This is a genomic window from Streptomyces sp. NPDC086835 (assembly GCF_044745705.1).
GTDB lineage: Bacteria > Actinomycetota > Actinomycetes > Streptomycetales > Streptomycetaceae > Streptomyces.
Window position 1 is genome coordinate 21,240 of record NZ_JBIVAU010000008.1, and the last position, 22,550, is coordinate 43,789.

General features: G+C 71.5%; 18 protein-coding genes. 7 read left to right on the plus strand and 11 right to left on the minus strand.

What is annotated here, in order from left to right:
• Nucleotides 1-41 precede the first annotated feature (41 nt).
• A complete protein-coding gene (locus ACIPJI_RS24340; protein ID WP_402249153.1) occupies nucleotides 42-1,400 on the plus strand; it encodes an endo-1,4-beta-xylanase in 1,359 nt (452 codons plus the stop codon).
• Between the two features lie 117 nt (nucleotides 1,401-1,517).
• On the opposite strand, the gene ACIPJI_RS24345 is transcribed toward ACIPJI_RS24340, so the two are convergent.
• Genes ACIPJI_RS24345 through ACIPJI_RS24355 form a run of 3 tightly spaced genes read right to left on the minus strand, consistent with a single transcriptional unit; the run spans nucleotide 1,518 to nucleotide 4,590 of the window.
• On the minus strand, nucleotides 1,518-2,822 hold the full coding sequence (locus ACIPJI_RS24345) for an extracellular solute-binding protein (protein ID WP_402248799.1): 1,305 nt from the start codon (nucleotides 2,820-2,822) through the stop codon (nucleotides 1,518-1,520).
• Nucleotides 2,822-3,664, minus strand: a complete 843-nt coding sequence (locus ACIPJI_RS24350) for a carbohydrate ABC transporter permease (RefSeq protein ID WP_356622080.1) — start codon at nucleotides 3,662-3,664, stop codon at nucleotides 2,822-2,824. Before ACIPJI_RS24350 ends, ACIPJI_RS24345 begins: the two co-directional genes overlap by 1 nt.
• On the minus strand, nucleotides 3,661-4,590 hold the full coding sequence (locus tag ACIPJI_RS24355) for a carbohydrate ABC transporter permease (RefSeq protein WP_402248801.1): 930 nt from the start codon (nucleotides 4,588-4,590) through the stop codon (nucleotides 3,661-3,663). Before ACIPJI_RS24355 ends, ACIPJI_RS24350 begins: the two co-directional genes overlap by 4 nt.
• 146 nt (nucleotides 4,591-4,736) lie before the next feature.
• Between ACIPJI_RS24355 and ACIPJI_RS24360 the strand changes: the two genes are divergently transcribed.
• Entirely contained in the window at nucleotides 4,737-5,588 is an 852-nt protein-coding gene (locus ACIPJI_RS24360; RefSeq protein WP_402248802.1) for a phosphotransferase enzyme family protein, read from the plus strand.
• Here the strand turns inward: ACIPJI_RS24360 and ACIPJI_RS24365 are convergent.
• The 3 genes from ACIPJI_RS24365 to ACIPJI_RS24375 all read right to left on the minus strand — a co-directional run bounded on the left by ACIPJI_RS24365 (nucleotide 5,585) and on the right by ACIPJI_RS24375 (nucleotide 8,547).
• On the minus strand, nucleotides 5,585-6,307 hold the full coding sequence (locus ACIPJI_RS24365; RefSeq protein ID WP_307708971.1) for a 3'-5' exonuclease: 723 nt from the start codon (nucleotides 6,305-6,307) through the stop codon (nucleotides 5,585-5,587). The two genes, ACIPJI_RS24360 and ACIPJI_RS24365, sit on opposite strands and share 4 nt — an antisense overlap.
• A 91-nt stretch (nucleotides 6,308-6,398) precedes the next feature.
• Nucleotides 6,399-7,634 (minus strand): SAV2148 family HEPN domain-containing protein, encoded by a 1,236-nt coding sequence (locus tag ACIPJI_RS24370; RefSeq protein ID WP_307708970.1) that lies wholly within the window; start codon nucleotides 7,632-7,634, stop codon nucleotides 6,399-6,401.
• Between the two features lie 190 nt (nucleotides 7,635-7,824).
• Nucleotides 7,825-8,547, minus strand: coding sequence for a transporter substrate-binding domain-containing protein (locus ACIPJI_RS24375; RefSeq protein ID WP_402248804.1), 723 nt, complete (start codon nucleotides 8,545-8,547; stop codon nucleotides 7,825-7,827).
• A 186-nt stretch (nucleotides 8,548-8,733) separates the two neighbouring features.
• On the opposite strand from ACIPJI_RS24375, the gene glgX reads away from it, so the two are divergent.
• Nucleotides 8,734-10,854, plus strand: a complete 2,121-nt coding sequence (gene glgX / locus ACIPJI_RS24380; RefSeq protein WP_402248806.1) for a glycogen debranching protein GlgX — start codon at nucleotides 8,734-8,736, stop codon at nucleotides 10,852-10,854.
• Between the two features lie 217 nt (nucleotides 10,855-11,071).
• The gene (gene treY / locus ACIPJI_RS24385; protein WP_402248808.1) at nucleotides 11,072-13,429 is read left to right on the plus strand and encodes a malto-oligosyltrehalose synthase; all 2,358 of its coding nucleotides are present in this window, start codon (nucleotides 11,072-11,074) and stop codon (nucleotides 13,427-13,429) included.
• On the opposite strand, the gene ACIPJI_RS24390 is transcribed toward treY, so the two are convergent.
• A complete protein-coding gene (locus tag ACIPJI_RS24390; RefSeq protein ID WP_402248810.1) occupies nucleotides 13,380-14,333 on the minus strand; it encodes a LysR substrate-binding domain-containing protein in 954 nt (317 codons plus the stop codon). The two genes, treY and ACIPJI_RS24390, sit on opposite strands and share 50 nt — an antisense overlap.
• Before the next feature lie 129 nt (nucleotides 14,334-14,462).
• Between ACIPJI_RS24390 and lpdA the strand changes: the two genes are divergently transcribed.
• A complete protein-coding gene (lpdA, locus tag ACIPJI_RS24395) occupies nucleotides 14,463-15,872 on the plus strand; it encodes a dihydrolipoyl dehydrogenase (RefSeq protein WP_307708965.1) in 1,410 nt (469 codons plus the stop codon).
• A 10-nt stretch (nucleotides 15,873-15,882) separates the two neighbouring features.
• Here the strand turns inward: lpdA and ACIPJI_RS24400 are convergent, their stop codons facing one another.
• A complete protein-coding gene (locus ACIPJI_RS24400) occupies nucleotides 15,883-16,431 on the minus strand; it encodes a DUF1707 and FHA domain-containing protein (RefSeq protein WP_307708964.1) in 549 nt (182 codons plus the stop codon).
• 297 nt (nucleotides 16,432-16,728) lie between these two features.
• Here ACIPJI_RS24400 and ACIPJI_RS24405 point away from each other — a divergent pair, with 297 nt between their 5' ends.
• Complete coding sequence (locus tag ACIPJI_RS24405) at nucleotides 16,729-17,625, plus strand: GNAT family N-acetyltransferase (RefSeq protein ID WP_307708963.1); 897 nt, start codon at nucleotides 16,729-16,731, stop codon at nucleotides 17,623-17,625.
• A 48-nt stretch (nucleotides 17,626-17,673) separates the two neighbouring features.
• Here the strand turns inward: ACIPJI_RS24405 and ACIPJI_RS24410 are convergent, their stop codons facing one another.
• The gene (locus ACIPJI_RS24410) at nucleotides 17,674-19,044 is read right to left on the minus strand and encodes a GH1 family beta-glucosidase (RefSeq protein WP_402249155.1); all 1,371 of its coding nucleotides are present in this window, start codon (nucleotides 19,042-19,044) and stop codon (nucleotides 17,674-17,676) included.
• Between the two features lie 114 nt (nucleotides 19,045-19,158).
• On the opposite strand from ACIPJI_RS24410, the gene treZ reads away from it, so the two are divergent.
• On the plus strand, nucleotides 19,159-20,904 hold the full coding sequence (gene treZ, locus ACIPJI_RS24415) for a malto-oligosyltrehalose trehalohydrolase (protein WP_356622172.1): 1,746 nt from the start codon (nucleotides 19,159-19,161) through the stop codon (nucleotides 20,902-20,904).
• A 62-nt stretch (nucleotides 20,905-20,966) separates the two neighbouring features.
• Here treZ and ACIPJI_RS24420 read toward each other — a convergent pair whose 3' ends face one another.
• Together ACIPJI_RS24420 and ACIPJI_RS24425 are read right to left on the minus strand one after the other, a co-directional pair.
• Nucleotides 20,967-21,479 carry a hypothetical protein gene (locus ACIPJI_RS24420; protein WP_402248812.1) on the minus strand — a complete coding sequence of 171 codons (513 nt, stop codon included), beginning with the start codon at nucleotides 21,477-21,479 and terminating at the stop codon, nucleotides 20,967-20,969.
• Nucleotides 21,480-21,574: 95 nt separating this feature from the next.
• Entirely contained in the window at nucleotides 21,575-22,546 is a 972-nt protein-coding gene (locus ACIPJI_RS24425) for a hypothetical protein (RefSeq protein WP_356622173.1), read from the minus strand.
• Nucleotides 22,547-22,550: the final 4 nt, after the last annotated feature.

Consider the following 22,550-nt stretch of genomic DNA (forward strand, 5'->3'; position numbering starts at 1 on the left):
TCCCGTTCACCGCCCGGTCTCTGGCAGAAGAGGTCGCAGTGATCAGCAGATCCGCACGCCGACGTGCCCGCACGGCACTTGTGATGGGAGCGGCGGCCGTCATGGCAGCCGCCGGCACCGTCGCCCTGGAAGGCACCGCGTACGCAGCGAGCACGCTCGGCGCCTCCGCGGCGGAGAAGGGCCGGTATTTCGGCACGGCCGTGGCCGCCAACCACCTGGGTGAGTCGCCCTACGTCTCCACCCTGAACACCGAGTTCAACTCGGTGACGCCGGAGAACGAAATGAAGTGGGACGCGCTGGAGAAGTCCCGCAACTCCTTCAGCTACGGCCCCGCCGACCAGATCGTCAGCCACGCCCAGAGCCGGAACATGAAGGTCCGCGGCCACACACTGGTCTGGCACTCCCAGCTGCCGAGCTGGGTGGGGTCGCTGAACGCGACCGAGCTGCGTTCCGCGATGAACAACCACATCACCCAGGTGATGCAGCACTACCGCGGCAAGATCCACTCCTGGGACGTGGTGAACGAGGCGTTCCAGGACGGCAGCAGCGGCGCCCGGCGCAGCTCGCCCTTCCAGGACAAGCTGGGCAACGGCTTCATCGAGGAGGCGTTCCGCACGGCCCGCGCCGCCGACCCCGCGGCGAAGCTCTGCTACAACGACTACAACACCGACGGCCAGAACGCGAAGAGCAATGCCGTCTACAACATGGTCAAGGACTTCAAGCAGCGCGGTGTCCCGATCGACTGCGTCGGCTTCCAGTCCCACTTCAACAGCGCCTCCCCGGTGCCCGGTGACTACCAGGCCAACCTCAAGCGCTTCGCCGACCTCGGCGTCGACGTGCAGATAACCGAGCTGGACATCGAGGGCTCCGGTTCCTCGCAGGCCGACAGCTACAGCCGCGCCGTCAACGCCTGTCTGGCCGTCACCCGCTGCACCGGCATCACGGTGTGGGGCATCACCGACAAGTACTCGTGGCGCGCGAGCGGCACCCCGCTGCTCTTCGACGGCAACTACACCAAGAAGCCGGCGTACCACTCGGTGCTGGCCGCGCTGGGCGGCTCCGGAGGCACTCCCGGTCCGGGCACTCCCGGTGGAGCCACCTGCTCGGTCTCCTACCAGCAGACAGCCGCCTGGGGTGACCGCTTCAACGGTCAGGTCACGGTGACGGCCGGGAGTTCGCCGATCACCAACTGGTCCGTGAACGTGACCGTCGCCTCCGCCCAGGACATCGTGACCACCTGGAACGGCACCCCGACCTGGGACAGCAGCGGCAACGTGATGACCATGAGGCCGAACGGCAACGGCAACCTGGCGGCCGGCAGCTCCACGAGCTTCGGCTTCACCGTCATGACCAACGGCAACTGGAACGCGCCCACCCTGGGCGCCTGCACCGCCTCCTGACCCTCCCGCACCGCCCCGACCGGCGCGGCGACCACCTACCGGTCGCCGCGCCGTCCGCCGCGACCGCGCCGAACGCCGGGCCGGAGCCGTGTTCCGAACCGCCGTGAGGCAACGGCCTCAGCGCTGGTACCGGGCCAGCACCAGGTTCCCGTCCTTCGCCAGCCGCTCCTTCAGCTCCTGCTCGTCGATCGCGCCGCTGTAGAACTCCTGGTACGCGGGCGTCGCCACCTTGTCCTTCCACTCCGGGTACCCGCGCACCGACTGGGCCGGGGCCGACCGCAGATGCCGGGCGAGATCCGCGCCGGTCGCCCAGCCGTCCTTCTCCGTGTGCAGGGCCGGGTCCTCAAGGGCCTGTGTGCCCGTCGGCAGCATCCAGTCGCCCTTGGCCAGCCGCACCATGTTCTGCGGGCGCAGCATGAAGTCGATGAACTGCGCCGCCTCCTTCTTGTGCGCGCTGTCCTGCGCGACGGAGAGCGTCTGCGGGCTGACTCCCTGGGCGGGCCCGCCCGGCCCGGCGGGCGCGGGCAGGACCGTCCACCTGAAGCCTTCCGGTGCCTGCTGGGCGATCTGCTGCCGGTACGAGAAGCCCAGCGGCACCATCGCGTACTTGCCGCCGAAGAAGCCGGGCAGGGTGTCCGACCCGCCCATGCCCAGCGTGCTGCGTGAGGCGCTCTTGTCGACGTTGACCTGGTCGTGGATCGTGCCGGGCACGATGCCGTCGCCGTCCCTGAAGTCGATGGTGACCTTGCCGTCCTGCCCCCGGTGGAACAGCCTGCCGCCCGCGGACAGTCCCAGGTTGAGCGTGACGGACACGGGCTCCTTGAGCGGCCAGGCGACGGCGTACTTCCCCTTGCCCATCTTCTTCGTCAGGTCCTTCGTGACCTGACGGAACTCCTCCCAGCTCCAGGGCTTGTCGGCCGTGGGGACCCGGACCCCGGACGATTCGAGGATCTCGGTGTTGGCGATCAGCACCCGCGGTTCCTGGAGGAACGGGACGCCGTACACGCCGTCGCCGAATGTCGTGGTCTCCCAGCTCTGCCGCGGGATGTCGGCCCTCAGGCGCTCGGGCAGCAGCTCGGTCAGGTCCGCGAGATAGCCCCCGTACGCGAAGTCGGCGAGGTCGTCGGAGGCGTCATGGATGATGTCGGGCGCCTCACCGCCCTCGAAGGAGGTCAGCAACTGGTCGTGGACGCTGTCCCAGCTGCCCTGGACGTACTCGATCTGGACGTCGGGGTGGGCGGCGTTCCACTCCTTCACCAGTTCCTTGTTGGCGTCGACGGACTCCTTCTGCCAGGCCAGCGACTGGAAGCGGAGTCTGATGGTGCCGTCGTCGCGGGCCGGGCCGTCCGAGCAGCCCGTCATCAGCAGGGTGAGTGCGGCGGCGGCCGCGAGCAGCCGGCCCCGTGGTTTCCGTGTGCTCATCAGCTCTTCACCGCCCCGGCCAGCATGCCGCCCGTGATCCGCTTCTGGATGATCGCGAAGATGACGAGCGAGGGGATCGTCGCGAGGAACGCGGCCGCGGCGAGCGGCCCGAGGTCGGCGACGCCCTCCGCGCCGAGGAAGTGGGTCAGCACCACCGGCAGGGTCTGCTTCTCCGGCGTCTTGAGCAGGACGAGCGCGAAGAAGAACTCGTTCCAGGCGGTGATGAACGCGAACAGCGCGGTGGCGACGATGCCCGGCGCCAGCAGCGGCGCGGTGACCGACACCAGCGTACGGAGCCGGCCAGCGCCGTCGACCGCCGCCGCCTCCTCCAACTCGCGTGGTACCGCCCGTACATAGCCGACGAGCATCCACAGCGCGAACGGCAGCGACCAGACGACGTACACCATGATCAGGCCGGACAGGGTGTTGATCAACTGGAGGTTCTTCAGGACCAGGAAGAGCGGAATGATCACCAGGACGAACGGGAAGGCCTGGCTGACCACGACCCAGCCTGTCGCCGCCGTCGTGAGCCTGCCGCGGTGGCGGGCCATCGTGTACGCCATGGGGGTCGCGATCACCACCGCGATCAGCGCGGCGGCGAGGGCCGCGACCAGGCTGTTGCCGGCGGCCTGGAGCAGCGGCTGCTCCTCGAAGGCCTGCCGGAAGTTCGCCAGGGTCGGGTTCACCGGGATCCACGTGGGGTGCAGCGACCCCAGCTCGCGCGGCGGCTTGAACGCCGTGGAGATCAGCCACAGGAACGGGAAGGCGAGGAAGACCAGATAGCCGAGGAGCGCGGCGTACTGTCCGGCGCGTCCCGCCCTGCCGGTACGCAGAGCCGTCATGCGTCCTCGCCTCCCTTGAGCCGTCCCACCAGGTAGAAGGCGAGCATCACCGAGATGAGCGCGACCATGACGCAGCCCATGGCCGCCGCGTACCCGAACTGGCCGTAGCGGAACGCCTGTTCGTAGGCGAACAGCATGGGCAGCCGGGTCCGGCCGCCGGGCCCGCCGCTCGTGAGCACGTACACCAGCGCGAAGGCGTTGAAGTTCCAGATGAAGTTCAGGGCGGTGACGGCGAGCGCGACCGGCCTGATCGCCGGCCAGGTGACGGTGCGGAACCGGCGCCAGGCGCCCGCGCCGTCGAGGGCGGCCGCCTCGTGCAGTTCGTGCGGGGTGTTCTGCAGTCCGGCGAGCAGGGCGACGGTGGTCTGCGGCATTCCGGCCCAGATCCCGACGACCACGACCGCCGGCAGGGCGGTGGCGAGGCCGGTGAGCCAGTCCTGTCCGCCGCCCAGGCCCAGGTCCCGGAGGGTCTCGTTGAGGATGCCCGCGTCCGGGTTGTAGACGAGCCGCCACATGATGCCGACCACGACCTCGGGCATCGCCCACGGGACGATCGCCAGCGCCCGGGCGAGCCAGCGCAGCCGCAGCCGCTGGTCGAGCAGCAGGGCGAGACCGAGCGCGAGCAGGAACTGCGGGACGGTCACCCCGACCGCCCACAGCAGGCCGATCCTGAACGACTCCCAGAAGAGTGTGTCGTGGAGCAGGTCCTGGAAGTTGAGCGTGCCGATCCACTCGGTGGGTTCGGTGCGCCCGGCCTGGGCGTCGGTGAAGGCCAGCGAGATGCCGTAGAGCAGCGGTCCCACGCTCAGCACCAGGATGGGGATCAGCGCGGGCAGGACGAGGAACCAGGCCCCGTGGTCCACCGCTCTCCCGGTGCTCCGGGCCGTCTTCCTCCCGGACCGCGCCGTTGCGGTCGCCGATATCACGTATTCGACTCCTTCGGGCGGCTGGTCATGGATTGTCCGGCCGCCCCGGCGGCCCTCGTCATCGTGCTGACGGGCCGTCGGTTCGTCAAGGCGACCTGCACGGATGCGAGACTTTGTCGGATTCACGACGGTGCTGGGAGAGGACGATGGACGAGACACGGGCACGCGAGGTGCTGACGGCAGCCGGTTTCCCGGCGGGCGCGGCCTTGCTGGCGCTCGGTGAGAACGCCGTGTTCGCGGCGGACCGGACCGTGGTGAAGGTCGGCCGGGACGCCGAGACGCTGCCGCGGGCCGAGCGGGAACTCGCGGTCGCCGGCTGGCTGGAGAGCGCCGGGGTGCCTGCGGTACGGGCCGCCGAGCCGGTGGCGAGGCTGGTCGACGGCCACCCGGTGACGGTGTGGCACCGCCTTCCCGACGCCGTACGGCCGGCGGGGCCGGCCGACCTCGCGGAACTGCTGCGCCTCTTCCACGCGCTCCCCGCCCCTTCCTTCGGCCTGCCCCGCCGGGAGCTCCTCGGCGGTGTCGAACGGTGGCTGCGGCTGGCGGGCGACGCGATCGATCCGGCCGACGCCGCCTATCTGCGGGAGCGCCGCGACGGTTTCGAAGCCGCCGCGGCCGGTCTCACCCCGCACCTCACGCCGGGTCCGATCCACGGCGACGCGCTCCCGCGCAACGTCCTTGTGGGCCCGGACGGCCCGGTCCTGGTCGACCTCGAGACCGTCTCGTCGGACCTGCGCGAACACGACCTGGTGGTCATGGCCCTGTCCCGCGACCGCTACGGCCTGCCCGCCGAGGCGTACGACGCGTTCACCGGCACCTACGGCTGGGACGTGCGGGAGTGGGACGGCTGCGCCGTCCTGCGCGGCGCCCGCGAGACGGCCAGCTGCGCCTGGGTGGCCCAGCACGCACCGGCCAACCCCAAGGCACTGGCCGAATTCCGCCGCCGGGTCGCCTCCCTGCGCGACAACGACCCCGAAGTGCGCTGGTACCCCTTCTAGCCGACGACCGGCGCCGGCTCCCGCATCGGCCAGGAGGTGTCGATCACCGCGTCGGCGGTGCCCTTGCGGCGCAGGAAGCTCTGGAAGTCGACCGCCCACTGCGCGTACCAGTCGACCTGCCGTTCGTGCAGCTCCGCCACGGTGAGCGAGGCCACCGTGGCGTGCCGCTCGGCTATCGCGCAGGCCACCAGGACCGCCGCGCGGGCATCGGCGTCGGCGTGGTGCGCGCTGCCGAGCACCACGCCGTATTCGACGCAGACCGCTTCGAGAGTGCGCTTGCCCTTGCGGTAGCGGTCGACCGCCCGGTCGATCGTGTACGGATCGATGACGGGGCCGATCGGGCGGCCGTCCAGCCGCTCACCGAGCGAGGGCAGGCCGTGCCGCCGCAACTCGGCGGCCAGCAGCGTCAGATCGAAGGCGGCGTTGTACGCGACGACCGGGACGCCCTGCCGCCAGTGGGCGGTCAGCGTGCCGGCGATCTCCTCGACCACCTCGCGCGCGGGCCGGCCCTCCGCGGCCGCCCGCTCGTTGCTGATGCCGTGGATCGCGGACGCCTGCGCCGGAATGCTTATCCCCGGGTCGGCCATCCAGCCGTGGCTCCGCACCGGCTCGCCGGCCCGCAGCTCGACGACGGCCGCGGTGACGATGCGCGCGTCGAGCGGATCGGTCCCCGTCGTCTCCAGATCGAAGCCGACGAGAAGCTCGCGGTGCCAGGACATGGGTGCCCCCTTCTGTGTGGTGCGGTGGTGCTTCCCCCAGTTGACGACCACTCTCGCACGGACCACTGACAGCCGGTTCGGACCGGGGCACTCAGGACACCGGGCGCGAATCGGTCCAGACCGACTCGAACTCCTCGCGATATATCTGGAAAAGCCCGGTCTCGGTGTCCTGTCCGGAGCGCACGACCGAACGCCCGCCGCCCCGCAGCACCAGCACGGGGGCCTCCATGCCGCGGGCCCGGCGGAGGTAGGACTGGACGACGGCGAGGCCGTCCGGCCCGTCGCCGTCGACGAGGTAGGCGGTGAAGCGGGGGGTCTCGTCGAAGACCTGGATCTCGAAGGCGCCCGGATCCCGCAGCCTGGACCGGACGCGCCGCATGTGGAGGATGTTCATCTCCACCGTGCGGCTCAGCTCGCCCTTCTTCAGGCCGAGTTCGCGCTCACGGCGCTTGACGGCGCTGCTCGCCGGGTTCAGGAAGAGCAGCCGGACCCGGCAGCCCGACTCGGCCAGGCGGACGAGCCTTCGGCCGGAGAAGTTCTGGACCAGCAGGTTCAGTCCTATGCCGATCGCGTCAAGGCGGCGCGCGCCGCCGAAGAGGTCCTCCGCGGGCAGCTGGCGCTGGAGCCTGACGCGGTCGGGATGGACGGAGACGACGTCCGCGTACCGGTCGCCGACCAGGTCCTCGACCGCGTCGACGCGGAGCCGCTCCGCGGAGGGGACCCCGGCGCCGTTGCCGAGTATCTCCAGCAGCCGGGACGAGGCGCGCTCGGCCTGGGCGAGCACGGCCTCGTTGAGCGCTCGGTTGCGGGAGACGACGTTCCTGGCGACCTCCAGCTCGTCGAGCGCCAGCTCGACATCGCGCCGGTCGTCGAAGTACGGCTCGAAGCAGGGCCAGTGCTGGACCATCAGCTCGCGCAGCTGCGGCAGCGTGAGGAAGGACAGGACGTTGTCGTCGGCCGGGTCCAGCAGATAGCCCTTGCGGCGGGAGACCTCCCGGACCGCGACGGCGCGCTGCACCCATTCCTGGCCGGCGGGGCCGGCCGCGGCGACGACCCAGTCGTCGCCGTGCACCGGCTCGTAGATGGGACGCAGCACGGCGGCCACCACCGCCCGCAGCCGCTGTTCGACCAGATTCAGCCAGATGTAGGCGCGCCCGGCCCGCTGGGCACGTGTGCGCACCTCACTCCAGGCGTCCGCGCCCCAGTCCAGTTCCGCCCCGATCTCCATCGGCCGCGCGAGCGAGACCGCTCCTGGCGGGACCTCGGCGGAGTCTCCCCCCTCGTGACCCGTGTCACCGGGGGGTAGCTCCAGCCCTCCCGAGCTCACCCACGCACCGCCTTCCCTGCCCCCTCGAACGATCAAGGAAGCCTACTCCGGCCGCGGGAGCCGGTGCAGCCGGATCCCTCGGGAGATTCGCCAACTCACGTAACAATGCGCCTGGTTCCCTTCCCAGCCGGTTTCCCGGAGTGAGGGGATTCATAGCATTGACGTTCACCGGCCCCTCACAGAGCCGTGTCTATCCGGGCGGAGCGACCAGGTCGTCGGACCGACCCGCGCGCCGCAGGGCCTCGGCGACGAAGCCGTCGGCCTTCAACTCCTCCACGACGTCCCGGAGGTAGGCGACGGTCTCCGGCCGGCGGGTCCTGGTGGTGCCGACCGCCTGCCCGATCTCCATGAACCTGCCGTCGACCAGCCGGAATCCAGGCTCGGCCGCCACGAATTCGGCCATGGGCTGCCTGATACCGGCGGCGGCCTCCAGGCCCTGGGCGCGGAACTCGTCGATCCCGTCCTTCCCGCGCACGACGCTCGCGTGCCGGAGGGTGCGGGAGAGGAAGAGGTCGTAGGCGGATCCTTCCTTCACCCCGATCCGCACGCCGGGCCGGTCGACATCGGCGGCCGTGGTGAGCTCCGAGTCGCCGGGCACCACAAACACACCTTCGATGAGTACATACGGCGTGGTGAAGGCGACCTCGGCCTCACGGGCGGGGTCGACGGCCAGGAAGCAGAGATCGGCGTGTCCCTCGGCCATCGCCTGGTACGACTTCCGGGCCGCGTCGAAGCAGAGCAGTTCCACCGGCACGCCGAGCCGGGCACCGATCTCGCGCGCGATGTCGACGGTGACGCCGGTCGGCTCGGCGGGCGTGCCCTGGGCCAGTACCGGGTTCCCCAGGTTGATGGAGGCCCGAAGCACGCCGCTCGGCGCGAGGTCCTGGACAACGGCAGCAGTCGCGGTCTTCATGGGCCGGAGTGTATTCCCGCCGCCGACGGGGCCCCCGATCGGCTCATCTCCCAGCCTTTTTCGGTCCTTGTTCCGAGCGGTCACCCGGTAGGAGGGTACGAAGTCCTAGGAGCTTGCCCCACTTTGCGGGAGGATCTTGTCCGAGTAGCTCCCATTACCCGGATCAGAAATGGAAGAGTCGAATCTATGCAGGTCTGGCCGGGACAGGCGTATCCCCTCGGCGCGACGTACGACGGCGCCGGCACGAACTTCGCGGTGCACTCGGAGGCCGCACACCGGATCGAGCTGTGTCTGCTGCACGACGACGGTTCGGAGACGGCCGTCGAGCTGCGGGAGACCGATGCCTTTGTGCGGCACGCGTATCTTCCGGGCATCATGCCCGGCCAGCGCTACGGCTTCCGGGTCCACGGCCCGTACGAGCCGGCGCGCGGGCAGCGCTGCAACTCCGCGAAACTACTGCTCGATCCGTACGCGCGTGCGATCAGCGGCTCCATCGAGTGGAACGAGTCGGTCTACGGCTATCACTTCGGCCGGCCGGACTCGCGCAACGACCTCGACTCCGCACCGCACACCATGACGTCGGTGGTGGTCAACCCGTACTTCGACTGGGGTGACGACCGGCTGCCGCGCACCGACTACCACCGGACGGTGATCTACGAGGCCCATGTGAAGGGCCTGACCATGCTCCACCCCGAACTGCCGCCCGAGCTCCGCGGCACCTACGCCGGGCTGGCGCACCCCGCCGTCATCTCCCACCTGACGGAACTCGGCGTCACCGCGCTCGAGTTGATGCCGGTGCACCAGTTCGTGAACGACCACCGGCTGGTCGACGCCGGGCTGAACAACTACTGGGGCTACAACACCATCGGCTTCTTCGCCCCCCACAACTCCTACGCATCCTGGGGCGACCGCGGCGAGCAGGTCCTCGAGTTCAAGCAGGCCGTGCGGGCCCTGCACCAGGCGGGCATCGAAGTCATCCTCGACGTGGTCTACAACCACACCGCGGAAGGCAACCACCTCGGCCCCACCCTCTCCTTCCGCGGCCTGGACAACGAGTCGTACTACCGGCTCACCGAGGACCGCCGCTACTACATGGACACCACCGGCACCGGGAACTCCCTGCTGATGCGCAGTCCCCATGTGCTCCAGCTGATCATGGACTCGCTGCGCTACTGGGTGACCGAGATGCACGTCGACGGATTCCGCTTCGACCTCGCCGCGACGCTCGCCCGCCAGTTCCACGAGGTGGACCGGCTGTCGTCGTTCTTCGACCTGGTACAGCAGGACCCGGTGGTCAGCCAGGTGAAGCTGATCGCGGAGCCGTGGGACGTGGGCGAGGGCGGCTACCAGGTGGGGAACTTCCCGCCGCTGTGGACCGAGTGGAACGGCAAGTACCGCGACTGCGTGCGCGACCTGTGGCGTGGTGAGCCGCGTACGCTCGCCGAGTTCGCGTCGCGGCTGACCGGCTCCTCCGACCTGTACCAGGACGACGGCCGCCGCCCGCTGGCCTCGATCAACTTCACCACCTGCCACGACGGCTTCACCCTGCACGACCTGGTCTCCTACAACGAAAAGCACAACGAGGCCAACGGCGAGAACAACCGCGACGGCGAGAGCCACAACCGGTCGTGGAACTGCGGCACGGAAGGCGAGACCGACGACGAGGGTGTGCTGGAGCTGCGCGAGCGGCAGATGCGCAACTTCATCGCGACGCTGATGCTGTCGCAGGGTGTGCCGATGCTCAGCCACGGCGACGAGTTCGGGCGCACCCAGGGCGGCAACAACAACGCCTACTGCCAGGACAACGAGATCGCCTGGGTCCACTGGCCGGAGCCGGGCGAGGACGAGGAGGGGTCGCTGCTGGCCTTCACCAAGACGATGGTGTGGCTGCGGCGCGACCACCCCGTCTTCCGGCGGCGGCGGTTCTTCCACGGCCGCCCGGTGGAGGGGACGCACGACGAGCTGACCGACATCGCCTGGTTCACCCCGCAGGGCGACGAGATGGTCGCCAGGGACTGGCAGGCCGCGCACGCCAAGGCGCTGTCCGTCTTCCTCAACGGCCACGCGATCTCCGAGCCGGGGCCGCGGGGCGAGCGGATCTCGGACGACTCCTTCCTGCTGATGTTCAACGCGAGCGCGCTGGATCTGGACTTCACGGTGCCCGTGAGCCACGGCGAGGAGTGGCAGGTGGTGGTCGACACGGCCAGCAAGGTGGGGATCCCCCCGGGCAACGGCCCGATGGTGTCGGCAGGCGACGAGCTGCGGTTGGTCGGCCGGAGCATGACGGTGCTGCGACGACCGGCCTAGGCAGGGGGTACGTCGGCGGGCGGGCACGGCGGTACGGCGGCGGGACGGGGCAAGAGCACGCCCGTGCCTCCGCCGGCGCACGCGCCCGCGGCGCCGAACACGCCGCACGAGCGCCGGCCAGGCGGCACGCCCGCACAGGTCCGCAGTTCACCCGATCGGCCGACACCGCCCCCAGGGCCGGGCGCAGGAAGCCCTCCGGCCGGGTACGTATGTTCGCATGACGCCCACCGCAACGTACCGGCTCCAGCTCCAGCCCGGTTTCCCGTTCTCGGCCGCCGCCGCTGCCGTGCCGCACATAGCCGCGCTCGGCGTCTCCCATCTGCATCTGTCGCCGGTGCTGGAGGCGGTGCCCGGTTCGACGCACGGCTACGACGTGGTCGACCACAGCCGGATCCGCGAGGAGCTGGGCGGCGAGGGGGGCCTGCGGGCGCTGTCCCGTACGGCACGGGAACACGGCCTCGGGCTCGTCCTCGACATCGTCCCCAACCACATGGCCGCGGTGCCGCGCCACAACCGGGCGCTCTGGGAGGTGCTGCGCGAAGGGCCGAGGTCGCCGTTCGCGCGCTGGTTCGACATCGACTGGGAGGCGGGGGACGGGAAGATCCTGCTCCCGGTGCTCGCGGGGCGCGTCGGCGACGAGATGGACAAGATGCACGTCGAGGGCGACGTGCTGCACTACGGCGAGCAGCGTTTCCCGCTGCGCGGTACGACCGGCCACCTGCCGCCGGCCGAGCTGCTCGACGCCCAGTGGTACCGCCTCTGCTGGTGGCGGCTGGCCCGCACCGAGCTCAACTACCGCCGGTTCTTCACCGTCTCCGAGCTGATGGGCGTCCGCGTGGAGGACCCGGAGGTGTTCGACGCGACGCACGCAAAGATCGTGGAGCTGGTGCGGGACGGTGTGGTCGACGGCCTGCGGGTCGACCACCCGGACGGGGTCGCGGACCCGGAGGGATATCTGCGCCGGCTCGACGAGGCGACCGGCGGCGACTGCTGGATCGTCGTGGAGAAGATCCTCACCGGCGACGAACCGCTGCCGCCCGGCTGGCCCGTGGCCGGGACGACCGGGTACGACGCCCTGCGGCAGATCGACGGCCTGTTCACCGATCCGGCCGGGGTGGCCGAACTGGCGGCGGACCACCAGCAGTTCACCGGGGCACCCGAGGAGCTCGGCGGCGGGTGGGAGGCGACGCAGCGGCACGCCGCCTACGAGGTGGTGACCCGTGAACTGGCCGCGGAGACGGCGATACTCGTCCGCCTCGCTGGGCTGGTGTGCGCGGCCGAGCCCCGGCTGCGCGATCACGCACCCTGGGCGCTGCGGAAGGCCGTCCGGGAGCTGCTCGTCCGCGTTCCCGTCTACCGCCCGTACGGGGTCGGGGACGAGGAGGCGCTGACAGAAGAGGCCGCGGCCGGCGCGAAGGAGACCTTCACCGTGCCGGAGGAGGCGGCGGCCGTGGACGTGGTCCGGGACCTGGCCCTCGGACGCCTCGGCGCGGGACCGGACCATGAGGCGTTCCGCACCCGCTTCGCCCAGACCGCGTCGGCGCTGCGGGCGAAGTCCGTCGAGGACAAGGCGTTCTACCGGTACGGGCCGCTGCTCTCCGCGAACGAGGTCGGCGGCGACCCCGGTGATCCGGCGGTCGCTCCCGAGGCCTTCCACGCCTACTGCGCGGGGCTGGCCCGCGACCGGCCCGCGACCGGCACCGTACTGACCACGCACGACACCAAGCGCAGCGCGGACGTCCGGGCGCGCATCGCGGTGCTCTCCGAATGCCCGGAGCGCTGGGCCGACTTCCTCGCGCAGATCACCGAGGAGGCGGAGGGCCTGCCCGGCGGCAGCGCGCCCGACCCGCAGGTGGCGTGGACGGTGTGGCAGACCGCGGTCGGTTTCACCGTGCCCGACGCCGGCCGCCTGGAGACGGCGCTGCTCAAGGCCGTGCGGGAGGCGGGGCTCCGGACCAGCTGGACGGAGCCGGACGCGGCGTACGAGAAGGCGGTCTCCGCGTTCGTCGACGCGGGACCGGCGGGGCAGGCGCAGCACTCGGTCGCCCGGTTCGTCCACGAGCTGGCCCCTTACGCGCGGGCGAACGTGCTCGGCGGGACGCTGCTGCATCTGACGATGCCGGGAGTGCCGGACGTCTACCAGGGCTCCGAGCGTGAGTACCTGGCGCTGGTCGACCCGGACAACCGCCGCCCGGTGGAGTTCGGCGGTCCGCCCCCCGACGGGCTCGACGCCGAGAAGGAGGCCCTCACCACGGCGGCTCTGCGGCTGCGCCGCGCCGCGCCCGAGGTGTTCGACGCGTCCGCGACGTACACCCCGCTCACCGCGGAGGGGCCGGCGGCGGACCACTGTGTGGCGTTCTGCCGCTCCGGCGAGGTGGTCACGGCGGTGACCCGCCTGTCGCTGCGGCTTGAACGGGAGGGCGGCTGGCGGGACACGGAACTGACGCTGCCCGCGGGCCGGTGGGCGGATGTCCTCTCCCCGGAGCGGGAGTTCACCGGCGGCCGTGTCCGCGTGTCCGACCTGTTCACGCGTCGGCCGGTGGCGCTGCTGGTGCGGGAAGGCGGCGTGCGGTAGGTGTCCGCCGCGCGGGCTCGTCCCCCGCGGCGCGCCCGCCCGTCAGCAGGCCCACGAACGCCTCCGCCGCACCCGTCGGTTCCACCCGTGAGAACACCGTCAGTGCCCGCCGCCACGGCGGATCCGCGGGGAGGACCACGCAGTCCTCCCCCACCGCCCCGCGCACGACGTGCAACGGCGCGGCCGCGACGCCCACACCGGCCGCCGCCATCCGTACCGCGGAGGACGTGTGCTGCGTCCACACCGCCGTACGGGGCCGGAAGCCGGCCTTTTCGCAGGCCCAGTCGAGGAACCGCAGGCCTTCCACCTCCGGCTCCATGGCGCAGCGCACCCATGTGTGGTCCGCCAGTTCCTCGAGACGGACGGAGGCACGGCCCGCGAGGCCGTCGTCGAAGGGGACGACGAGGACGATCTCCTCCTCGCCGAACGGGACGACCGGGCCCTGCCAGTGTCGTGGCGCCGGCCCCACCGCCAGGTCGGCGGTGCCGCGTTCGATCTGCTCCTCCAGCGCCTCGGTCGTGCCGTATTCGTGGAGGACGAGCGCCACGCCGGGGTGTTCACGCCGCCAGCGGGCGACCAGGTCGGGGAGCACGCCCACCGCGACCGCGTGGAGCGCCGCGATGTGCAGCTCGCCGCCCTCCGCCCCGGCCGCCGCCCTGGCCGCGCGCCGCGCCTGGGCCGCGCTGCGGACGGCGAGTTCGGCGTGCGGCAGGTAGGCCCTGCCCATCTGGGTCAGCCGAACTCCTCGTGGCAGCCGTTCCAGCAGCTCTCCGCCGACGGACCGCTCGAGCGCCTTGATCTGGTGCGACAGCGCGGGCTGCGTGACGTGCAGCAGTTCGGCGGCGCGGGTGAAGGAGGACTCCTCGACGACGGCGAGGAAGTACTCCATCTGCCGAAGGCTCACGCGGTCCTCCATGGACGCTGCGGGACGGGCGCCGCGCACAGCCGTCGCGATCTCCATAGACGCTGTGCATCGATGTCACAAGAACATTGCCTTGGACTCATGGCAAGGATGGAACGGACAGTGGGAGCCATGACACAGACCCGTGAGACCGACGTGATCGTGATCGGCGGAGGGACCGGCGGCTACTCGACCGCGCTGCGGGCGGCGGCCCTCGGGCTGGAGGTCGTGCTCGCGGAGCGCGACAAGGTGGGCGGCACCTGCCTGCACCGAGGCTGCATCCCCAGCAAGGCGATGCTGCATGCCGCCGAACTGGTCGACGGGATCGCGGAGGCCAGGGAACGCTGGGGCGTCAAGGCGAGTGTCGATTCCGTCGACTGGCAGGCTCTGGTGGCGACGAGGGACGACATCGTGTCCCGTAACCACCGGGGCGTGGCGGGCCATCTGGCACACGCCGGGGTCGAAGTGCTGTCCGGCGGCGCGCGGTTGACGGGCACACGAAGCGTGCGGGTGGAGGGGCACGGGGAGGTGACCGCGCGCCGCGGCGTCGTGCTCGCGACCGGCTCCCGGCCGCGTACCCTGCCCGGCCTCGCACCGGACGGGAGGCGCGTGGTCACCAGTGACGACGCCCTGTTCGCGCCGGGGCTGCCACGGTCGGTGCTGGTGCTCGGCGGCGGGGCGATCGGGGTCGAGTACGCGTCCTTCCACCGCTCCATGGGCGCGGCGGTGGTGCTCGTGGAGGCGGCGGAACGGCTGGTCCCGCTCGAGGACGCCGATGTGTCGCGCCATCTGACCCGTGGTCTGAAGAAGCGCGGCATCGATGTGCAGACCGGCGCCCGGCTGCTGGAGACGGCCGTGCTGGAGGACGGGGTACGGGCGACGGTACGGACCGCACGCGGCGAGACGCGCACGGTGGAGGCGGAGCGGCTGCTGGTCGCGGTGGGACGCGAGCCGGTGACGGACGGCCTCGGGCTCACCGCCGCCGGTCTGACGACGGACGCACGGGGCCATGTCGCCCCTGCCGACTTCTCACGCCTTCAGACCGCGGTCCCCGGGATCCATGTGGTGGGCGACCTGCTGCCGCCGCCGTCGCTCGGTCTCGCCCACGCGTCGTTCGCGGAGGGCATGTTGGTCGCGGAGGCGCTCGCAGGTCTCCCCACGCGGCCCGTGGACTACGCGGCCGTCCCCCGGGTCACGTACTCCTCGCCGCAGACCGCGTCCGTGGGGCTGGGCGAGGCGGAGGCCCGGGCCGGCGGCTTCGAGGTGGACGTCAACACGATGCCTCTGACGGCGGTCGCCAAGGGCATGGTGCACGGGCAGGGCGGGATGGTGAAGATCGTCGCCGAGCGGGGCGGCCGGGTGCTCGGCGTCCACCTCGTGGGCCCGCACGTCTCCGAGATGATCGCCGAGAGCCAGCTGATCGTCGGCTGGGACGCGGAACCCACCGACGTCGCCGCCCACATCCACCCGCATCCGACGCTGTCGGAGGCGGTCGGCGAGGCGTTCCTGACACTCGCGGGCCGCGGACTGCACCAGCGGTAGGGCCCGCCGGTCAGCGGGCGGTGAGGCGGTAGCTGACGCTGCCGAAGCCGACCATGTCCCCGTCGTTGACGACGATCGAGCCGGTCACCCGGCGGCCGTTGACCGTGGTGCCGTTCGTCGAGCCGAGGTCGCGCAGGACCCACATCGTGCCCTGGTGGCTCAGTTCGGCGTGCAGACGCGAGACGGTGTCGTGGCTGAGCCGCAGACCGTTGGCCGGGTCGCGGCCGATCCGCAGCGGATACGGGCCGGGCTCGGGCAGGAGCAGCGGCGGCAGCTTCTCCGCCTGCCAGGCGCGACGCAGCCGGACGGAGAACGCGGAGACCTTGCCGACCGCGCGGTAGAGCCGGCGCGACCAGCGCCCCTTGTCGACCAGGTCGGCGGTGAGGGCGTCCAGTTCCTCGGTGCGGCGTGCGGCGAAGGCCAGTTCCATGCGGTGCACGAACGTCTCGTGCGACAGCCTGCCCTGGGCCGCGCCCTCTCTGAGCACGTCGAGGACACGCTCACGCTCGGCATCGGAGAGCCGCGCGGGATACGTGTTGGACTCGAAGGAGGACGTCACGTTCCAGATTGTCGGCCCGAAGGCCCCGAGGTGTCCAGACGAAGCGGTTTCCGAGCCCGCCCTGACCTGCACGGAAGCATCAATTCCGGCGCAGCGGCGGCCCCGTGGACTCCCTGCGCGCCCCAGAAAAGCACTGGACGGGCCGTCGGCCGGCCTTCTAATGTGACCGTCACGCCACAGATCACGGAAGGGGGCGAGTGCCGTGTACATCACACCGTTCCCGCGCTCCCGCCCCGTCCGCCCGGCGTCCGCAGTCTGACCGGGAGCGCGCAAGCATCTCTTCCGGAGGACATCCTCATGACCGACACGGTCATCCGCGCGCTCGGTGAGAGCGACGCACATCTCTTCGACACCCTGCCCGACCCGCTCGGCGTGGGCCGAGCCCTCTCCCGTGCGACGCACCGCCCCGACTGGAAGCGGGTCGCGCTGCGCGACGGCAAAGTGGTCGCCAGGGCCGCCTGGTGGGGCGGCCCCGACGACGAATCGCCCGTCAACGTCAACTGGTTCGACATCGCGGAGGGCGAGGAGGAGGCGGGCGCCGAACTGCTGCGCACCTCCCCCTTCCAGGTCGAGTACGAATTGATCCTCCCCGCCGGCTGGCGTGACGACGCGGTCGCCCGCGCGGCCGGTGAGGCCCGCATGAGGGCGGCGAAGGCCGCCGGCATGGAGGTGCTGGTCGAGCGGTACCAGTACCGGTGGACGCCCGCTTGCGGGCTGCCGGAGCGGCCCGGGCGGCTGGTCTTCCGTCCGGAGCCGGACGACGCCGTGTTCTTCGACGCGCTGCGCCGCATCCACTCCGTGACGCTGGACGCCCACGCGCTGCGGGCGATCGCGGAAGGCGGCCTCGACAGGGCCGCGCAGGAGGAGCTGGACTTCTTCAACTGGTGTCCGTCGCCCCGTGAATGGTGGCAGCTCGCCCTCACCGGGGACGGCGACCTGGTGGGCATCCACATCCCGGCACGCAACCCGTCGGGGCCGTGCGTCGGCTTCATCGGCGTGGTACCGGAGCACCGCGGTCACGGCTACGCGTACGACCTGCTGGCGGAGTGCACGCACTTCCTCGCGGAGCAGGGCGCCGAATTCATCGCGGGCGCCACCGACCAGGGGAACTTCCCGATGGCCGCGAACTTCACCAAGGCCGGCCATCCGGTCGTCCAGGAACGGGTGCACTTCGTGCCCGCGCCCCAGCACTGACCACGCGCCGCAGGGATGTCCGCGACGCGGGCATCCCTGCGGGGCCGGTCAGTGGTCCGGGTCGCGCTTCTGTGCGGCGATCATGTCCCGGTACCAGTGGTAGGACGCCTTCGGCGTGCGCCGCAGCGTCTCGTAGTCGATGTGGACGAGACCGAAGCGCCGGGACGCGCCCTCGACCCACTCGATGTTGTCGGTGAGCGACCAGGTGAAGTAGCCGCGGACATCGGCCCCTTCGCCCATCGCCTGGTGCAGGGAGCGCAGATGGGCGTCGAGGAAGGCGATACGGCGCCCGTCGTCGAGGCCGTCGTACGAGCAGCCGTTCTCGGTGATGATCACGGGCGGCAGCCGGTCGCCGTAGCGTCCGCCGAGTGACACGAGCAGTTCCCGCAGTCCGTCGGGGACGACGGGCCAGCCGAAGTCGGTGCGTTCCTCGCAGTCGATGTCCCGCAGCCCGAAGGGGAGGCCGGCGGGCATGCCGACGCCCGCGAAGCCGTCGAGGGCGTCGTCGGCGGGGGCGCCGACGAGCATCGGGTGGTAGTAGTTCACACCGTAGAAGTCGAGCGGCTGGGCGATGACGGTGAGATCGTCGGCGACCGGACCGGGCATCAGCGCCGCGAGGTTCTCGTCGGGGTAGGCGCCGGTGAGCAGCGGGTCGGCGAACAGCCGGTTGGTGAGCGTGTCGTACAACTCGGCGGCGAAGCGGTCCTCCTCGCTGTCCCCCGCGGTCCACACCGGCGAGTGGGAGACGGCGAGCCCGACGCTCCGGGCCCCGGCGGCCCGCAGGGCCGTCACGGCGAGACCGTGGGCGAGCAGTTGGTGGTGGGCGGCCGGCAGCGCGTCGAAGAGCAGTTGCTTCCCGGGGGCGTGCTCGCCGAGCGCGTAACCGAGCAGGGTGACCTCGGCCGGTTCGTTGAGGGTCATCCACAACGGCACGCGGTCGGCGAGCCGCTGCGCGACGGCAAAGGCGTAGTCGGCGAACCGCAGGGCCGTGTCCCGTCGGAGCCAGCCGCCGGCCTCGTCGAGCGGGAGCGGGGTGTCCCAGTGGTAGAGGGTGGGCGCCGGGGTGATGCCGTGGGCGCACAGTTCGTCCACGAGCCGGTCGTAGAAGTCGAGGCCCCGAGCGTTGACCGGGCCGCTGCCGCCGGGCACGACACGCGGCCAGCTCACCGAGAAGCGGAACGCGTCCGCTCCCAGTCCGGCGAGCAGGGCGACGTCCTCGCGGTAGCGCTCGTGGAAGCCGGTGCCGCGGGCGGCGTCGGAGCCGTCCTTGATACGGCCCTGGGCGGCGAAGGCGTCCCAGCCGGACGGTCCCTTGCCGTCGGCGTCGGCCGCGCCCTCCGTCTGGAAGGCGGAAGCCGAGGCTCCCCACAGGAAGCCGGGCGGAAAGGCGGGCATCGGCTCCATCGGTTGCTGCGGCATCGACATGGTTCGTGACCTTAATGGCCCAAGCACACCGCCTGAAGACCTTCGTCTTGCCAGGATGTGGGGACAGAACATGGGTCGATGGCCATCGACGACGAGGGGACGCCAGTGCTGCTTTTCGAGGTGTGGGCGCCGAACGCCGAGGAGCGGGTCACTCTGTGGCTGGAGGGTGCCGAGCACCCGATGGAACGCGCGCAGGGCCGGGACGGATGGTGGGTCGCGGAGGCGCCGGCCGAGGACGGCGCACGGTACGGGTTCTCCCTGGACGGCGGCCCGGTCCGCCCGGACCCCCGCTCCCGCCGCCAGCCCGACGGCCCGGACGGCCCCAGCGCGGTCTTCGACCAGGACCGGTACAGCTGGCTGCGGGACTGGCCGGGACGCGGGCTGGAGGGCGCCGTCCTGTACGAGCTGCACATCGGCACGTACACCACCCAGGGAACGCTGGACGCCGCCGCGGACAGGCTGGGCGAACTGGCGGAGCTGGGCGTCACGCATGTGGAACTGATGCCGCTGTGCTCCTTCCCCGGTGTCCACGGGTGGGGTTACGACGGGGTGTCTCCCTGGGCGGTCCACGAGCCCTACGGGGGGCCAAAGGCGCTCAAGCGCTTCGTCGACGCCGCGCACGGGCACGGTCTCGGCGTGGTCCTGGACGTGGTGCACAACCATCTGGGTCCGTCGGGCAACCATCTGCCCGCGTTCGGCCCGTACTTCACCGACACCCACCACACTCCGTGGGGTTCCGCGGTCAATCTGGACGCGCCCGGCTCGGACGAGGTACGCGCCTATCTGCTCGGCAGCGCCCTGGCCTGGCTGCGCGACTACCGTCTCGACGGGCTGCGGCTGGACGCGGTGCACGCGCTGGCCGACGACCGGGCATTGACGTTCCTCGAGGAACTGTCGGCCGCCGTCGACGGGCTCGCCGGGGACCTGGGCCGCCCGCTGTTCCTGATCGCCGAGTCGGACCGGTGCGACCCGCGCACGACGACGCCGCGCACGCAGGGCGGCATCGGGCTGCACGCCCAGTGGAACGACGACTTCCACCACGCCCTGCACACGGCTCTGACGGGCGAGTCGCAGGGCTATTACGCGGACTTCGCCCGTGCGCCGATGGCCGCGCTGGCGAAGACGCTGACCCGCGGCTTCTTCCACGACGGCACGTACTCGGCCTTCCGCGGCCGGACGCACGGGCGGCCGGTCGACGTGGTCAACACGCCCGCGCACCGTTTCCTCGGTTACGCGCAGACGCACGACCAGATCGGCAACAGGGCTCTCGGCGACCGCCTTTCCGCCACCCTCTCCCCCGGTCTGCTGGCCTGCGCGGCGGTACTGGTGCTCACGGGCCCGTACACGCCCATGCTCTTCATGGGCGAGGAGTGGGGCGCCTCGACGCCCTGGCAGTACTTCACCGACCACACCGACCCCGAGCTGGCGGAGGCCGTACGGGCGGGCAGGCGGAGGGAGTTCGCGGCGCACGGCTGGTCGGCCGAGCAGGTGCCGGACCCGCAGGACCCGGCCACCCGGGAGCGTTCGTGCCTGGACCGGTCGGAGCGGGAGCGGGAGCCGCACGCCCGGCTCCTGGCGTGGTACCGCGAGCTGATCGCGATGCGACGCGCGCTGCCGGACCTGTCGGACCCGGACCTGGCGGCGGTGAAGGTGGCCTTCGACGAGCAGGCCCGCTGGCTGGCCTACCGGCGGGGCGATCTGCGGGTGGCGGTCAATCTCGCCGAGGAGAAGGCCGCGATCCCGTTGGGCGGCGGCGGCCGGATCGCGGCGGCGTGGGGCGACGTCGTCCCGCCGGAGGAGGACGGGGTGCTGCACCTGCCGCCGCAGAGCTGTGCGGTACTCGCCGACTCCTGAAGGCCGTTGCCCTCGACCGTGCCCGGCCGCCGGCGTCCGGTCCTTGCGGCAGTGGGACCCCGTCAGCGCCGGCCGGAGCCGTACGAGTCGCGGCACAGGGCGGTGACGTCGGAGTGCGTCACACCGTCCGAGGCCTCGCACAGGCTGCGCATGTCGTAGCTCGTACGGGGCTGCGGCGGCCCGGGGCGGGACGCGGGGCGCTGCGTCCGCCGCTCGGGTACGGCGGCGCGGCGCTCGGGCCGGACGGGGACGGTACGCGCGGGGCCCGCGGCGGGGCGCCGCGGCCGCACCCGCCGGCCGGGCTCCTCCGCCGCCTTCCTGCCCTCCCCCTGAGCCTTGGCACCGCCCCGCTCCTTCACTTTGTCCTTCGCCTTGTCCTGCGGACCGGTGGAGGCGAGCGTCTCGCGCGCCGACGGCTGGACGACGCGGCTCGGCACGACCCCCGCCGGCGACCGGTCGCCGGCGGGGGCGAGGCTCGGCGCCGGTGCGGGCCGTGGGGCCGTCGGAACGGCCACACAGCCGGTCGCACCGAGCAGGAGAAGAGCGACCGAGGCCAGGATCCGGGGAGTGCGCATCCGCCAACTCTGCCGGACGACACGCCTGTGACCTGCGCAGGCGCCCTTGGAGTCACCGACATGAGTGACCCGGTCGAGAGCGTGGGCGGCCGGGCTCAGTTCTCGTCGCCGGGGGGCCGTTCCTCCTTGGCGACGAGCCGCTCGAGCAGTTCCTGGAACTCCTCGCCGATCATGATCTGCAGACCTTCGCCGTCCTCGTCGCGGTCGCTCAGCTGGGTGAGCGTGCCGCCGTGCCACCAGTAGACGTAGGGGCTGATGGCGCCGGGCGTGTCCTCGTATCCCGTGGCGGCGAAGGCGGCCATCGCGTTGAGGGCGGGGAGCATGCCGGTGTCGTGGATGGCGTGGAAGGCGAGCTGGTGCCGGAAGGGCATGGCCACCAGGGCTCCGTCCGAGGTCAGCTCCTCGCCGGTGACCTGCCGTACCAGTGTCTCCAGTGCGAGGACCCGGCTCGCCGTGTAGAAGGAGTCGCCGAGCACGACCTCGAAGCGCATGCCCTCGGAGTCCTTGACGGTCTCGTGCGCCTCGACGGGCAGTCCGCGGAGGTTGTACAGCGCCTGGTCGCGCAGATAGGGCAGGTCGCCGAGGGGTTCGAGCGCCTCGTCGGTGAGCATCATGACGCTCTCTGGGAGGTCGAGCGCGAGGATCTCGTACAGGCCGGGGGCGACGGCGCGGGCGTACGCGAAGTTCTGCGGGTCCAGTCCCTCGGCGCCGACGACGCGGGGGTAGAGCTGGGCGCGGATCTGTTCGGCGGGCAGGGTCTCCAGCGCGGACGGCGCGTCCATGGTGCGCAGCACCATGCCGACATGCTGGTGGATCAGCTCGGGCCACACACGGGGTCCGCGTTCGTCGTTGTGGCACACGGCGGCGAGGTTGCCGAGGCCGAACTGCCGGCCGGCGCTGTCGGAGACCATGTCGGTGTAGACCGTCACCTCGAGGCCCTGTTCGGCGAACGCCTCGCGGACCTGGGCGCGGAACCTCGCCCCCTCGTCGGCGGAGAAGAAGGAGAACTCGGGGTCCCGGGGCGCATCGCGTCCGTCACGCTTCGGCCCTCGCCGGAACAACCCCACGTCA

Bases quoted from the DNA above. Each gene is read 5' to 3' on its own strand.
- ACIPJI_RS24345 (WP_402248799.1), bottom strand. From the start codon at position 2,822: ATGAGCACACGGAAACCACGGGGCCGGCTGCTCGCGGCCGCCGCCGCA.
- ACIPJI_RS24350 (WP_356622080.1), bottom strand. From the start codon at position 3,664: ATGACGGCTCTGCGTACCGGCAGGGCGGGACGCGCCGGACAGTACGCC.
- ACIPJI_RS24360 (WP_402248802.1), top strand. From the start codon at position 4,737: ATGGACGAGACACGGGCACGCGAGGTGCTGACGGCAGCCGGTTTCCCG.
- ACIPJI_RS24365 (WP_307708971.1), bottom strand. From the start codon at position 6,307: ATGTCCTGGCACCGCGAGCTTCTCGTCGGCTTCGATCTGGAGACGACG.
- ACIPJI_RS24375 (WP_402248804.1), bottom strand. From the start codon at position 8,547: ATGAAGACCGCGACTGCTGCCGTTGTCCAGGACCTCGCGCCGAGCGGC.
- glgX (WP_402248806.1), top strand. From the start codon at position 8,734: ATGCAGGTCTGGCCGGGACAGGCGTATCCCCTCGGCGCGACGTACGAC.
- treY (WP_402248808.1), top strand. From the start codon at position 11,072: ATGACGCCCACCGCAACGTACCGGCTCCAGCTCCAGCCCGGTTTCCCG.
- lpdA (WP_307708965.1), top strand. From the start codon at position 14,463: ATGACACAGACCCGTGAGACCGACGTGATCGTGATCGGCGGAGGGACC.
- ACIPJI_RS24405 (WP_307708963.1), top strand. From the start codon at position 16,729: ATGACCGACACGGTCATCCGCGCGCTCGGTGAGAGCGACGCACATCTC.
- ACIPJI_RS24410 (WP_402249155.1), bottom strand. From the start codon at position 19,044: ATGCCGCAGCAACCGATGGAGCCGATGCCCGCCTTTCCGCCCGGCTTC.
- ACIPJI_RS24420 (WP_402248812.1), bottom strand. From the start codon at position 21,479: ATGCGCACTCCCCGGATCCTGGCCTCGGTCGCTCTTCTCCTGCTCGGT.